Genomic DNA, 13,306 nt, shown 5'->3' with positions numbered 1-13,306 from the left:
TTGCTAGCGCGTGCCTTTGCAGACGGGGTATTTGCTGCACCCAAGGAAGGATTCGCCTGTCTTGCGATTCGCCCGCTGCACCATGGACGCGCCGCACTTCGGGCACTCCGGCTGCTTCGAGGCTACGTGGAGGCCAGTCGGTGCGGTGGCTTGCGTGCCTGCGCTTTGCACGGACCGCACCATCTCGACCAACCGGTCGCCATTCACCAGCTCGATCCGTTTGCCCTCCGCAAACTTCGCCGCATCTCGCGTGAACTCGCCCACACCAACGATCTTGATGCTATCGGCGCCGTGGTGATGCAACAGTCCCCACATCTCGCGCACCTTGGGTGCGCTGATTTGTCGCGTGCGCCACTGCTTACACTGGACCAGCGTCTTGTTGCCATCGCGGCGCAGGACCAGATCGATGCCGCCATCGGCGCCGCCCAATCCAGTTTCTTCGACGGTGTACCCCTGGCGGCGGTAGGCCTCGCCCACGAGCATCTCGAACTCGCGCCAGCCCAGGTTCGCGACACTCTCCAATCCGCTTTGCGTTTCGAGGAGTCGCTTTCGCTTCTTGCTTCGAAGGAACGAAACACCCGCGGCGACCCAGCACAGCAGCATGGCAATCCAGGCAAGTGGCGACAGCGCGCCGTCCGAAAGTTGTTGGCCCAGGCCCTGCGCGATGGGACTTCCCGAGTGAGCGAAATACGCCCCGATGCCGTAGCGAATCCCGAGGAACGCAAAGACGCCCAGTGCCATGCCGATGGGCCAAGGCATCGAAGCAACGATGTCCAGACCGCTTTCTTTTCTTCGAGCCATGTGGATCCCCCTGGCCGAACCATAGCCGAAGCATGAGCCGCGACGCAGCGATTCGCTGCAGTGGCGGAGATCCCGATGGGCTCCATAAACGCTACGCTTTGCGCGAAAACGCAATGCTTCGGCCCATTCGAGAATTTTTCTCACCCCACCCCCGCCGCCCGAGGTGCATCAACCCGTTAGCATGCGCGCACGTTTGCAGGACGATCGAACATGAAGGCGTTGAGGGAAGGAGCCCTGTGGCTCGCGGTATTCGGCAGCGTGGCCGGCTTCAGTTGGTCGTTGCATGAATGGGAAGCGGCGGACCGCCAGGCCATGGCCTGCGTGTCGGGCGTTGCCACCCAGGAGATGCGCCCGCAATGCGATGGCGCACCCACGCTGGGCGAACCCGCCGTCCTCCGCGCGGGGCAGGTCGGTCTCGACTAAATAAGCGGTTCGCCCTGGTCACATCGCGGCCCCGGCGGCGTCCTTGTTGGCGATTCCCAAGGAACCGCCCGCATGCGCCCGATCCTCCGCTGGTACGCCACCGTCTTCGCCTTCGCGTTCGTCGTCATCGCGGCGGCGCATCTCCTGCGTTCCCGCCCGATGGCCTTCGCGATCAGCGAGGCCTTGCTCTGGGCCTCGATCACTGCCGCGGTCTACGTGGCCTCGCGTCTCTACAACGCGCGCCGGGGCAGGGCATGCGCCCTGTGCGACGACCTGCCGCCCGCGCCCTAGCATCACGCCTCCCCCACGCCGCCCGGCACCAGCATTGCCGCCGTGCTGATCCCCCGGGAGGCGACATGGCCACCACGAAGCGCGTAGCCCGCAAACACGTCGTCCGCGCCGAGCTCACCAACGTCGAACTCGTCAAGGCCAAGTCCGCGCTGCGGCTGGAGGTGTTCGCCGGAGCGTCGAAACTCGGCGAGCTCGAAGTCGGCCGCGGCTCGATCTACTGGCGCGGCGCCAACCGCCACATCCGCAAGCGCATCGACTGGTCGCGCTTCGCGGAGATGATGGACACGCTGGCCTACGGCGGCCGCTGACCGGGCGCCACCCCGATCCTTGGATCCATGCGCGGATCCATTGAAGGCCCATCGCCGCACCGATCCTTCGGTCGCCCCGCGCGCCGATCCGCGCATCCATCGCGACCGGCCGAACGGCACCGGTCCACATCGATCCCACACGATGCATTGCCGCGCTCCGGCGCGAGTGCGAGAACGTCGCACTCGATCGCAGCAGGGGCCAATCCGTGGCGCGCATCCAGGTGCTGGTGGCGGCAACGTCGCCGGACATCGAAGCCGAAGGCATCGCCGCGGCGGTGGAAAACTGCGTCGACATGGCGCTGGTCGCGGGCCGCGCGGTGCCGATCGCGGATATCGAAGCGCTGCTGGCCGCCATCCCGCGCGACCCGCCGCGCGTGCTCGTACTGGTGGGCCCCGACCACGAAACCGAATTCGCCGAACGCCGCCTCACCGGGCGCGTCGGCCTCGTCGTCATCCGCGTCGGCACGCCGTTCGGCAACCTGGTGCGCACGGCGTTCAACGACATCGGGTTGCAGAACCTGCTCGACCAGATCCGCGTGCTGGCGGAACCGCATGGCGTTGCGCCGGCCGACGTTGCACCGCTCGGCGAAGACGCGACGATGCCTGCCGACGGACCGCTGCTGCGCGCAGGCATCGCGTGGCTGCACGCAACCTTGCGCCACGCCGCCTCGAACGTCGGCGCCGCGCACGGCGACCTGCCGGGCCTCACCGTCGCGCCCGCGCGCGTCGTCGAACAACTCGACGACGCCACCTCGCCGCCCGACGATGCGCTGACCGAAGCCAACACCGCGCTCGACAAGGCGCTCGCCGCTGCGCACGCACGCGACGAACCGCTCGCCGCCGTGGTCTCCGCGATGGAACTCACCGACCTCGAGCTCCGCGTCCTCCTGCTCGCACTCGCGCCCGAACTCGATCCGCGCTACCAGCGCTGCATCGGCGTCCTGCTCGATGATCTCGGCCGCCGCGTCGGCACGCTCGGCCTCTGCGCAGGCCTGCTCGGCGATCCGGTCGACGTGCGCTTCCAGCTCGAAGCCACCGGCAACCTCGCGCGCTGGCGTGTGTTCGACATGCCGGGCGCGTTGCTCCCGCCCGCCGACGAACCGCTGCGCCTCGATCCGTCCCTCGTTGCCTGGATCCTCGGCGACGACGACGCGCTCCTGCGCGACGCGCGCATCCGCCGCCTGTTCCGTTTGGCGCCGTGGCCCGGCGCCGCGCTGATCGATTCCGAAACGCTGCGCGCACACGCCGCGGCGGTCGTCCGCCAACTCGCCACCGCCGCGCAATCGCAATGGCTGTTGCTCGCCGGCGACGACGGGGCAGGGTGGCAAGCGCTGCTCGAACTCGGCGCGCAAGCGCAGCAATCCGAATTGCTGCGCCTCGAAGGCACGCGCATCGCCGCCCTCGACGCGAACGACCTCGAAGACACCGGCATCCGCATCGGCCGCGCCGCGCTGCTTGCCGATCGCCCGCTCGTCGTCGACCTCACCCACGTCGATGCCGATTCGGACGACACCTTGCGTCGCGCGCTCGCCGCCATCGGCCGCACCGGCGCGCATGCCGGCGTGATCCATGCCGACGCCTCGCGTCTTGCACGCCTGCTGGGCGCGATGCCATTCGATCGCCTGCCGGCGCCGCCGCTCTCGGCCGCCACCCACGTCGACGCCCTGCGCGAAGCCGCGCACACCGCAGGCCTCACGCTCTCCGAAGCCCAGGCCGCGCATGCCACGCGCCGCTTCGCGCTCTCCATCGCGGGCATCGACGAAGCGATGCGCCTGGCGTCCAGCACCGCCACCGGCACGCCCGAACAACGCCTCGACCACTTCCTCCTCGCGTGCAAGCAGGTCGCCTCCGGCGGCATCTCGCGCCTGGTCGAGCGCATCGAACCGGTGTTCTCGCTCGACGACGTCATCCTGCCGAAGGACCGCAAGGACCAGCTCGACGAAATCGTCGACAACGTGCTGCTCTCCGATCGCGTGCTCACCGACTGGTCCTTCGGCGACCAACTTCCCTACGGCCGCGGCGTCACCGCGCTCTTCCACGGGCCCAGCGGCACCGGCAAGACGATGGCCGCGCTCGCGGTCGCGCGGAAGCTCGGCATCCAGATCCTGCGCATCGATCTGTCGCGCGTGGTCAGCAAGTACATCGGCGACACCGAGAAGAACATCGACCGCGTGTTCGAGGACGCGCAACGTTCCGGCTCCGCGCTGCTCATCGACGAAGCCGACGCGCTGCTCGGCAAGCGCAGCGAAGTGAAGGACGCGCACGACCGCTACGCCAACATCGAGGTGGCCTACCTGCTGCAACGCATGGAAGCGTACGAAGGCCTGGCGATCCTCACGACCAACCTGCGCCAGAACCTCGACGCCGCCTTCCTGCGCCGCCTGCGCTTCATCATCGATTTCCCGCGCCCCGACGCCGAAGCGCGCGACCGCATCTGGCGCAGCTGCCTGCCGGCGAAGGCGCGTGGCGCGCTCGATGACGCGGCCTTCCGCCTGCTCGGCCGCCGTATCGACCTCACCGGCGGCCACATCCGCCAGATCACGCTGCGCGCCGCGTTCATCGCCGCCGCGGCGGACAAGAAGATCGACCTGTCGCACATCGCGCGCGCCACCAACGCGGAGTTCGCCAAGCTCGGCATGCCGCCGGTGCAGCTCGACACCGACGTGAGGAAGGTCGCATGAACGCCGACGCGATCCTCCGCGTCACGCAGGCACTCGGTGCGCGCCTGCAGCAGGCGGTCATCGCATCGGGCGATCCGGGCACGGTGTTCATCGGCCCACTCGACGACACCGATGCCGTCGGCGCGTCGCTGATCCTGTTCCTGTATCGCATCGCGCCCAACGCCAGCCTGCGCAATCGGGAACACCGCGTGCCCTCGAACACGCCGCCGCCCGCGGTGATCGTGCACGACAACGCCTTGCCGCTCGACCTGTATTTCCTGCTCACGGTGGGCACGCGCCCGGGCATGAGCGAAGAACCGCTGCTGCGCGTGCTGGGCTTCGCGATGCAGGCGCTGCAGTCGGATCCGGTCATCAGCGGCGCGCCCGTCAACCAGGAACCGGTGCGCCTCACGCTCGAGCCGCTCACCACCGAAGAAACCAGCCGCATCTGGGCGCTGTTCCCGACGGCCAACTATCGGACGTCGATCGCGTACGTCGCCTCGCCGGTGTGGATCGATCCGGCGCTGCCGCCGATCCCGGCGCGCGTGGTCCTCGAAGACAGCCTCGACGTCGGCATGCGCGCGACGACGGAGGTGGAGTGATGGCCCGCACCTTCGACGTGTACGAACCGCTGGAGCGCGCGTGGACCCGCAAGGCCACGCTCGCCGTGGAAGTGCTCGACGCCGTGACGCTGCAGCGCATGAGCCAGGGCATCACCGTGCGCGCGAAGGGGATCCGCACCCCGCCCATCGTCAACCACGGCGGCTTGTTCGTCTGGCGCGGCGACAGCCTCGCGGGCTTCGCCGGCGTCACCATCGATCCGGGCGTGCTGCCGTTCGCCGGCGCCGATCTCGCGCAGGCCGACGTCACGCTGCCGCTGCACACGATCGCCTTGCAGCCGCGCGCGAACTACGCGTTCGCACCGGGCACCACCGCGATCCGCGGCGCGCTCATCGAAACCGTGCCGCCATTGGGCACTGCGCCCACGCCGATTTCGAATGCCGCCGTCCGCCTGCAATGGCTCGACGACGACGGCACCACTTGGCGCCAGCCGCCGCAACGTTTCTTCACCGACGCGCGCGGCGAGTTCGCGGCGTTCATTCCCTTCGTCCCCGCCGACCTGCCGCAGCTGGCCGGCGGCAACCTGTCGCTGAAACTGATCGCCAACCGCGCGCCCCCCGGACAGCCGGCGATCGAGAAGTCCGTGCAGTTCGCGCATCCGCAAGGACGCGCGGTCGATGCGATTTACGCCTGGGATCAGTTGACCTGATCGAACCCGAGGAGACCGTCGCCATGAGCCAGACGCCTGAGCAGAATCCGCCGAGCCGGACGGAGCCGAAATGCAAACCCCCGGTCGCGCCCACGCCGCCGAAGATGCCCGATCCGGAGAAGTGCGATCCGAAGTGCTGCTGTCCGCCCGGTCCGGGCGGCACTGGCGGCAGTTGCCTCGACGGCCTGATCAGCGAGCAGGCGCACCTGGCCGAGAAAGCCGCGCTGGCGAAGGATTTCGCCGACGAGCTGCGCGCGTTGCAGGACAAGATGCTTTCCGCGCGGGCCAACTTCACCAACGAGAAATACCAGGCGTTGCTGAAGGACTGGCAGGACCAGGACACCGCCATCGGCAAGCTCGCCGACGACGTGGCGTGCAGCGTGAAGTGCTGGAGCTGCCTGCTCGAATGCCGCCTGTGCCCGCTGCTGCAGGACATCCGCGCGCTCGAGCGCCAGTTGAACGGCACCGGCACCTTCGCCACCACCGTCGATACCTTGCGCGAGCGGGCCAGCTGGCACGAGCGCAACCGCGACGAACGCCAGGCCGTGGTCAACCGCATCAAGGACGTGCTGGCCGCGTGGGAGGATCCGGCGAAGACGCTGGAAGACACGCTCACCGCCAACAAGGCGCTCATCGACACGGTGCGGGGCATGCTCAGCACCGATGCGCCCGGCGCGCTGTACGCGCTGTTCGTCACCCTGATTCCCAGGCACTGGGCGATCCGCCCGCGCAGCGCGACGTCGAAGGTGAAGGATTACGTCGAAATCTGCACGTGCGGCGAAATTCCGCCCGACGATTGCTGCGGCCCGGACACCGCCATCGGCACCACGCTGCAACGCCTGTTGCCGCCGCTGCCGTACCTCGTCGATCCCAATGGCCTGGCCGACATCCTGTGCTGCCTGGTGACGCAGCGTTACCTGCCGCAGGTGCAGCTGCTCGCCGATGCGCATGCGCAGTTCGAAGCCGCCAAGCAGGACGTCGAACGCGCCACCGCGCAGGTCAAGGCGAAGATCGACGCGCTCGAAGCCGCGTTCAAGGCCGAGCTGTCCACGCCGATCGATTGCACGCCGTACCGGACGAAGAACGGCCCGGACGACGACTGCAAGGATCCCGAGCCGAAGAAGCCCGGGACGCCGGAACAGTCCCCCACCAAGCAAGACACCCCCAAACAGTCCGGCGCGTGATGCACCGAACACCGGAGAACGGCCATGCCTGAGTACCTGCATCCCGGCGTCTACATCGAAGAAATCGAACGCGGCCCCAAGCCGATCGAAGGCGTGCCCACCAGCACCGCGGCCTTCCTCGGCGAAGCCGAACGCGGCCCGACCATGCCGCGCATGGTCACCAGCTACAAGGATTACCAGCGCTGGTTCGGCGGCGTGACCTCCACCGAGAAGTACCTGCCGTACACCGTGAACGGCTTCTTCGAGAACGGCGGCAAGCGCTTGTTCGTCTGCCGCATCACCGACGACACGGCCACGCCGGCGCAAGTCGCGTTGCCGGCCAACTTCCTCGTGAAAGCCGTGGGCTCCGGCGCGTGGGGCAAGCGCGTGTACGCCTACGTGTCCGACAGCTCGACGAAGCGGCCCGGCCCCGGTGGCACGCTGGTGCCGATCGGCTTCCGCCTGCAACTGGCGTACTACGCGACCACGCCGACGCAGGATCCGACCGAATGGTTCAAGGATCCGACCAAGCCGCCGTTCCCCTCGTACGCGGAGAACTTCGACGACCTGGTCGGCAATCGCGTCTCGCCGGATTTCTACGAGAAGCGCTTGCTCGACAGCTCCGCGCTGGCGACGTTGATCGCGACCGGCGCGCCTGCAGGATCGATCCCGCAGAAGACCGCGAACGCGTTGCCGTTGTCCGCCAACGGTGCGGAAGGCGGCGTCCCGGATTCGGCCGACTACGTGGGCGAGGTGCTGCTGCCGGCACGCCCCGAGCCGCAAGGCCTGGCCGCGCTGAAGCTGGACCCGTATCGCGATGTCTCGCTGGTGTACGCGCCGGGCGTGGACTTCGGGATCGCGAAGGAATTGATCACGCATTGCGAGAACCTCAAGTACCGCTTCGCCGTCGTCGATTGCCAGAAGACGATGAACCCGACGGCGTTCGAGCCGCGCAACGCGGTGGCGGATTCGAAGTACGCCGCGTTCTACTACCCGTGGATCTACATCTCCGATCCGCAGTCCGGCGCGCGCACGCTGGTGCCGCCGGGCGGGCACACGCTGGGCGTGTACGCGCGCACCGACACCGAGCGCGGCGTGTTCAAGGCGCCGGCCAACGAGATCCTGCGCGGCGCGTTGCAGCTGAGCGCCGAGACCGACGACAGCACGCAGGACCAGATGAACCCGCGCGGCATCAATGCGATCCGGCAATTCCCGGGCCGCGGCATTCGCGTGTGGGGCGCGCGCACCCTGAGTTCCGACGCGCTGTGGAAGTACGTCAGCGTGCGCCGGCTCTTCATTTTCCTCGAACGCTCGATCTACGAAGGCACGCAGTGGGTCGTCTTCGAACCCAACGACGACAAGCTGTGGGCGCGCGTGATCGACACCATCCGCCTGTTCCTGCGCACGCAATGGCGGCTGGGCGCGTTGTTCGGGCGCACCGAGGAAGAAGCGTTCTTCATCACCTGCGACCGCACCACGATGACGCAGGACGACATCCTCAACGGGCGCCTGATCTGCGAGATCGGCATTGCGCCGGTGCGTCCGGCGGAATTCGTCGTGTTCCGGATCTTCCAGAACACCGCCGAACCCCAGCGCTAGGAGACATGAGCCATGGCACGCATCGACCCCCTGCGCAACTTCCGCTACCGCCTGGAGATCGACTCGATCACCCAGGCCAACTTCAGCGAAGTCAACATCGGCGAGACCACGATCGACGCGGTGGACTACCGCGAAGGCACCGATCCGCCGCACGTGCGCAAGCTCTCCGGCCTCACCAAGTACGGGAACATCACCCTGAAGTGGGGCCTGTTCGTCGGCGCCAACGCGCTGGACCTCTACAAGTGGCACACGGAGATCTCGTCCGGCCAGGTGAAGGACAAGCGCCGGAAAGTGGTGATCGTGGTGCAGGACGAAGCCGGCGCCGATGCCGCGCGCTTCGTCGTCAGCGACGCCTGGCCGATCAAGTACGACCCCAGCGACCTCAACGCAAAAGGCAGCGAGGTGATGATCGAAACGCTGGAGCTCGTGAACGAAGGCATCGAACGCGTCAAGTAACCAGGAGCACGCGATGAACGCCCCGCATTCCGGCCCTCCGCATCCGGGCTTCCGCACCGAAGTCGATTTCGAATTGCCGAAAGGCTACCTCGACGACAGCGGCACGCTGCATCGCCGCGGCGTGATGCGCCTGGCCACCGCCGCCGACGAAATCCTGCCGCTGCGCGATCCGCGCGTGCAGCAGAACGAGGCGTACCTGGCGGTGATCGTGCTCGCGCGCGTGATCGTGCGGCTGGGCACCTTGCCCGACATCCACACCGGCGTGATCGAAGGCCTGTACGCGTCGGACCTGGCGTACCTGCAGCGGCTCTACGAATCGCTCAACGCCGAGGACGATGTCGAAGCACCGCCCACGAGGATGTCGGTCCTGGGGGAAGCATGAAGGCCTATCCCGTCAAGGCGCTGTACGCGGAGATGGCCTTCATCGCGCACCACTTCCACTGGGCGCCGGGCGACCTGATGCAGTTGGAACATCGCGAGCGCCGCCGCTGGTGCCGCGAGATCTCCCACATCAACCGGGCGCTCGACGGCGCGCCCGCCAATCCGTTCGCGGTGTAGGCCATGGCAAAGCGACAGGACCCGTTCCGCGGATTCCGCTACGTCGTCGAGATGGAAGGTCTCGTCAGCGGCGGTTTCCTGCGCGTGAAAGGCCTGTCGCGCGAAGTGCGCGTGGAGTCGTACAAGGAAGGCGGCGTCAACGAGTACGAACACAAGCTCGCGTCCAACGTGACCTATCCCAACCTCGTGCTGGAGCGCGGGCTGGCGCTCGATGATCTGTTCAAGTGGGCGCAGGCCGCGGCCGACGGGCAGGTGCAGCGTCGCAACCTGTGGATCCGCCTGCACGACGAAGCCAACGACAACGCATGGGCCTGGGAAGTGGCGCAGGCGATCCCGGTGAAGTGGTCGGCGTCGGACCTGGATGCGACATCGCAGCAAGTGGTGATGGAAAGCCTGGAGCTGGCGCATCACGGCTTGAGGAAGGCGACGTGAGCGGCGCGATGCGGATGCGGGCGTTCCGGGCGGCGCGGGCGTTTGCGCGCCGGCGGACAGTCCGCCGGGCGCGTGCGGCGCGAATGAGTTGGCGGCCGATCGGGTTGCGGTGGCGGCGTCCGGTGCAGGCACATGCGCCCTTGGCGAAAACGGAATGTGCGCGGCGCATCGATCGCTCGCCGTGGCGCGTGCAGATGCAGCTGCGGGTGGAGGTGCGCAGCGCGACGCAGGCGGTCGCGCAAGCCAAGGACAAGCCGTCGGTCGACCAGGTGCGCGCGCGGAACGTCGTTCCGGCAGAGATGCGGTCGCCGCAACCGTCGAACGTGCGCGCGAACGCGGACAACAGGATCTCTGCGAAGTGGCTGCAGCAGGCGGGCGTCGCGATGCGACCGGCGATGCGCATTCCGGTGGCGATGCACGCGCCACGCACCGCTGCAGCGCGACCGGCGCCCATGGCCACGATGCAGCTTGGACCGCGACGCGAATCGGAGAGGCCGGCTGCAACGCAGATCGGCATCAACGCTGCAGCGCGTCGGCCGACGCAGTTGTCGCTCCCGCGTTCGCGCCAGGACGTGACACAAGCCAGGCAACCAGCCGCGCAGCGGACGATCCCGGCCCTCGAGGCTTTCCGCACGCGCTCACCGGAACTCGTATGGCGCGCCAGCGAACCGAAGCCGGTGGATGCCATCGACGCACCGCATGCGCAGGGCAGCAGTGCGCCCGTCGCGCACCCGGTGCCGATTGCGCAGGTCGAGACGCAGGCCATCGCGGCATTGCAATCCGCCCTCCGCCCGCAAGCACTCGACACCGCCCTCGTCGACCGCGTCGCCGACGACGTGATCCGCCGCATCGACCATCGCCTGCGCATCGAGCGCGAGCGCCGGGGACTCTGATGGCCAAGTCGCAGCTCAAGAAGGCGACCATCACCGTGCTCGACGGGGCGCGCAAGGGCGAAGTCATCGCCGTGCTGTTCAACCCGACCGAATACACGTTCGAGCGCTCCAATTCCTACAAGGCCGCGCCGGTCCCGGGCCTCGGCGCGCCGCTGCTGCAGTTCGTCAACGGCGAATCCGATCGCCTGACGATGGACCTGTTCCTCGACGACTACACCGATCCCACCGGCCCGACGTCGCTGCGCCAATCCGAATCCGACCCGCTCAACGCGCGACTGCGCGCCCTGACCACGCTGCTCGAGATCGACCGCGACCTCCACGCGCCGCCGCCCGTGCGCTTCAACTGGGGACCGCTGGAATTCGCCGCGGTCATCGAACGCCTCGGCCGCAAGGTCACGATGTTCCATCCCGATGGCGCGCCCGCGCGCGTGTCGCTGTCGGTGGCCTTCAAGGAATACCGCACGCTGCGCCAGCAACTGGAAGACCCGCGTCGCGAATCCGCCGACAAGACCAAGCGCCGCGTGGTGGTGGGCCGCGAACGCCTGTGGTGGATCGCCGCGCGCGAATACGACGACCCGGACGAATGGGTGCGCGTCGCGCGCGCCAACGACCTGGACGACCCGCGCGAGATCGCGCCCGGCGACTGGCTCGAACTCCCGCCGATGGAGCACCCGTGATGGAACTGGTCACGCTCTCCCGGAACTACGGCGAATTCTTCGCACCGTCCTTCGTCGTGCGGCTGGCGAACCGCGAACTCGTGCGCGACCTGCAAGTCGCCGTGAGCCAGGTGGAAGTGGACATGGTGCTGGGCGCGGCCTGGCACTTCTCCTTCACCGTGATCGATGCGTTCGACCACAAGCTGCGCAAGTTCCGTACGGGGCAGGGCGACGACCTGCTGGGCCAGTTCGCATTCGGCGCCAGCATCGAAGTGTGCATGGGCTACGGCGATGCATCGTCGATGCCCACCGTGGTCAACGGCGTGATCACCGAAGTCTCGACGAGCTTCCCCGAGACCGGCGCGCCCGAACTCGTCGTCTCCGGCTACGACCCCGGCTTCCTGATGACGCTGGGCAAGAGTTCCGACAGCTGGCGCGACACCACCGACAGCGACGTGGTGCAGCAGATCGCGCGCTTCCACAACCTGAACACCGCGATCGACGACACGCGCGAGAAGCGCCCGCAGATCGAACAGAACCAGGAAAGCGACTGGGACTTCCTCAAGAAGCTGGCCGCGCGCAACAACAGCGACAACGAACACTTCGAACTCTACGTCGACGTGGACGGCCGCGGCCGCTCGACGCTGCACTTCGGCAAGCCGCGCGTGAAGTCCGATCCCGTCGTGCACCTGAGCTGGGGCGAAGGGCTGCTGAGTTTCCGGCCGCAGGCCAACCTGGCCGGCCAGGTCGCGAAGGTCGAGGTGTACGGCAGCGACACCGCGCGCAAGGAAATCTTCATCGGGCGCGCCGACGCGCAATCCGATGGCGGTGCGCGCGCGAAGAGTGTCGCGCAACACCTGGGCTCGCTCGTGCGCGCCCCCGGCAAGCAACCCGTGCTGCGGCTGCGCCAACCGGTGTTCACGCAAGCCGAAGCCGACCAGCGCGCGAAGGCGGCGTTGAGCGAACGCACGCGCGAATTCCTCACCGCGGACGCCGAGACCGTCGGCCTGCCGGAACTGCGCCCCGACCGCACCGTGCAGATCGACAAGATCGGCGACGCCTTCTCGAAGGTGTACTACATCGAGAAAGCCACGCATCGCATCGACGCGAGCGGCTACCGCACGCGCTTCCACGTCCGGGAGACCACGCTGTGAACGGCCTCGTGCAGGCGCCGCCGGTCGAGACCGGGCTGGAAGCCGGCGGCTTCGCGCGCGGCGTCGCGGTCGCGCTGGTGACGAACAACCAGGATCCCGACGGGCTGGGCCGCGTGCGCGTGCGCTTCCCGTGGTTCGACGACAGCGAAAGTTTCTGGGCGCGCCTGGCCACGCCGATGGCGGGCAAGGACCGCGGCCTGGTGCTGATCCCGGAAGTGGACGACGAAGTGCTCGTCGCCTTCGAACGCGAAGACATGCGCTTCCCCTACATCCTCGGCGGCGTGTGGAACGGCCAGGACAAGCCGCCGTTCGACAACAGCGACGGCAACAACGACACGCGGATGTTCAAGTCGCGCAAGGGCCACACGCTGACGTTCGACGACGGCACGCAGGGGATGGTGGAACTGAAGCACGAGAACGGCGGCGTCGTGAAGCTCACCGACGACGGGATCCTCGTCGACGACGGGCAGGGCAACAAGGTCTCGATCGACAACAAGAGCGGCGCGATGAAGCTGCAGGCCAGCGGGTCGCTGGAGATCAAGGCCGCGACGATCACGATCGAAGCCACCGGCACGCTCGAACTCAAGGCCAACGCCACGATGACGATCAAGGGTGCGTTGGTGAACATCAACTAGGAGCGAG

General features: G+C 67.8%; 17 protein-coding genes. 16 read left to right on the top strand and 1 reads right to left on the bottom strand.

Annotated elements, in window-relative coordinates; genetic code table 11:
• Positions 1 to 3: 3 nt before the first annotated feature.
• Positions 4 to 801 carry a restriction endonuclease gene (locus LYSCAS_RS00290; RefSeq protein ID WP_213435071.1) on the bottom strand — a complete coding sequence of 266 codons (798 nt, stop codon included), beginning with the start codon at positions 799 to 801 and terminating at the stop codon, positions 4 to 6.
• A gap of 210 nt (positions 802 to 1,011) precedes the next feature.
• Here LYSCAS_RS00290 and LYSCAS_RS00285 point away from each other — a divergent pair, with 210 nt between their 5' ends.
• The 16 genes from LYSCAS_RS00285 (at position 1,012) to LYSCAS_RS00210 (ending at position 13,299) form a co-directional block, all read left to right on the top strand.
• A complete protein-coding gene (locus LYSCAS_RS00285) occupies positions 1,012 to 1,224 on the top strand; it encodes a hypothetical protein (RefSeq protein ID WP_213435070.1) in 213 nt (70 codons plus the stop codon).
• A 72-nt stretch (positions 1,225 to 1,296) separates the two neighbouring features.
• The gene (locus LYSCAS_RS00280; protein ID WP_213435069.1) at positions 1,297 to 1,515 is read left to right on the top strand and encodes a hypothetical protein; all 219 of its coding nucleotides are present in this window, start codon (positions 1,297 to 1,299) and stop codon (positions 1,513 to 1,515) included.
• Between the two features lie 65 nt (positions 1,516 to 1,580).
• Positions 1,581 to 1,823 carry a hypothetical protein gene (locus tag LYSCAS_RS00275; protein WP_213435068.1) on the top strand — a complete coding sequence of 81 codons (243 nt, stop codon included), beginning with the start codon at positions 1,581 to 1,583 and terminating at the stop codon, positions 1,821 to 1,823.
• Between the two features lie 206 nt (positions 1,824 to 2,029).
• Complete coding sequence (locus LYSCAS_RS00270; RefSeq protein WP_213435067.1) at positions 2,030 to 4,504, top strand: AAA family ATPase; 2,475 nt, start codon at positions 2,030 to 2,032, stop codon at positions 4,502 to 4,504.
• A complete protein-coding gene (locus LYSCAS_RS00265; RefSeq protein ID WP_213435066.1) occupies positions 4,501 to 5,085 on the top strand; it encodes a DUF4255 domain-containing protein in 585 nt (194 codons plus the stop codon). The genes LYSCAS_RS00270 and LYSCAS_RS00265 overlap by 4 nt, the downstream gene beginning before the upstream one ends.
• The gene (locus LYSCAS_RS00260; protein WP_213435065.1) at positions 5,085 to 5,753 is read left to right on the top strand and encodes a hypothetical protein; all 669 of its coding nucleotides are present in this window, start codon (positions 5,085 to 5,087) and stop codon (positions 5,751 to 5,753) included. The genes LYSCAS_RS00265 and LYSCAS_RS00260 overlap by 1 nt, the downstream gene beginning before the upstream one ends.
• 23 nt (positions 5,754 to 5,776) lie before the next feature.
• Entirely contained in the window at positions 5,777 to 6,937 is a 1,161-nt protein-coding gene (locus LYSCAS_RS00255) for a hypothetical protein (protein ID WP_213435064.1), read from the top strand.
• Between the two features lie 24 nt (positions 6,938 to 6,961).
• Entirely contained in the window at positions 6,962 to 8,515 is a 1,554-nt protein-coding gene (locus LYSCAS_RS00250; RefSeq protein WP_213435063.1) for a phage tail sheath family protein, read from the top strand.
• A gap of 12 nt (positions 8,516 to 8,527) precedes the next feature.
• Positions 8,528 to 8,971: a phage tail protein gene (locus LYSCAS_RS00245; RefSeq protein ID WP_213435062.1), complete on the top strand. Its 444-nt coding sequence runs from the start codon at positions 8,528 to 8,530 to the stop codon at positions 8,969 to 8,971.
• Between the two features lie 13 nt (positions 8,972 to 8,984).
• Positions 8,985 to 9,353 (top strand): hypothetical protein, encoded by a 369-nt coding sequence (locus LYSCAS_RS00240; protein ID WP_213435061.1) that lies wholly within the window; start codon positions 8,985 to 8,987, stop codon positions 9,351 to 9,353.
• Entirely contained in the window at positions 9,350 to 9,529 is a 180-nt protein-coding gene (locus LYSCAS_RS00235) for a DUF6760 family protein (RefSeq protein WP_213435060.1), read from the top strand. The genes LYSCAS_RS00240 and LYSCAS_RS00235 overlap by 4 nt, the downstream gene beginning before the upstream one ends.
• 3 nt (positions 9,530 to 9,532) lie before the next feature.
• Complete coding sequence (locus tag LYSCAS_RS00230; protein WP_213435059.1) at positions 9,533 to 9,961, top strand: phage tail protein; 429 nt, start codon at positions 9,533 to 9,535, stop codon at positions 9,959 to 9,961.
• On the top strand, positions 9,958 to 10,854 hold the full coding sequence (locus LYSCAS_RS00225; RefSeq protein WP_213435058.1) for a hypothetical protein: 897 nt from the start codon (positions 9,958 to 9,960) through the stop codon (positions 10,852 to 10,854). The genes LYSCAS_RS00230 and LYSCAS_RS00225 overlap by 4 nt, the downstream gene beginning before the upstream one ends.
• On the top strand, positions 10,854 to 11,531 hold the full coding sequence (locus tag LYSCAS_RS00220; RefSeq protein WP_213435057.1) for a CIS tube protein: 678 nt from the start codon (positions 10,854 to 10,856) through the stop codon (positions 11,529 to 11,531). The genes LYSCAS_RS00225 and LYSCAS_RS00220 overlap by 1 nt, the downstream gene beginning before the upstream one ends.
• Positions 11,531 to 12,664, top strand: coding sequence for a phage late control D family protein (locus LYSCAS_RS00215; RefSeq protein ID WP_213435056.1), 1,134 nt, complete (start codon positions 11,531 to 11,533; stop codon positions 12,662 to 12,664). The genes LYSCAS_RS00220 and LYSCAS_RS00215 overlap by 1 nt, the downstream gene beginning before the upstream one ends.
• Positions 12,661 to 13,299 carry a phage baseplate assembly protein V gene (locus LYSCAS_RS00210; protein WP_213435055.1) on the top strand — a complete coding sequence of 213 codons (639 nt, stop codon included), beginning with the start codon at positions 12,661 to 12,663 and terminating at the stop codon, positions 13,297 to 13,299. Before LYSCAS_RS00215 ends, LYSCAS_RS00210 begins: the two co-directional genes overlap by 4 nt.
• Positions 13,300 to 13,306: the final 7 nt, after the last annotated feature.

The organism is Noviluteimonas caseinilytica (assembly GCF_018406605.1).
GTDB classification, from domain to species: domain Bacteria; phylum Pseudomonadota; class Gammaproteobacteria; order Xanthomonadales; family Xanthomonadaceae; genus Noviluteimonas; species Noviluteimonas caseinilytica.
The sequence above is the reverse complement of the archived record's forward strand: the minus strand, read 5'-3'. Positions and strand labels throughout refer to the sequence as shown.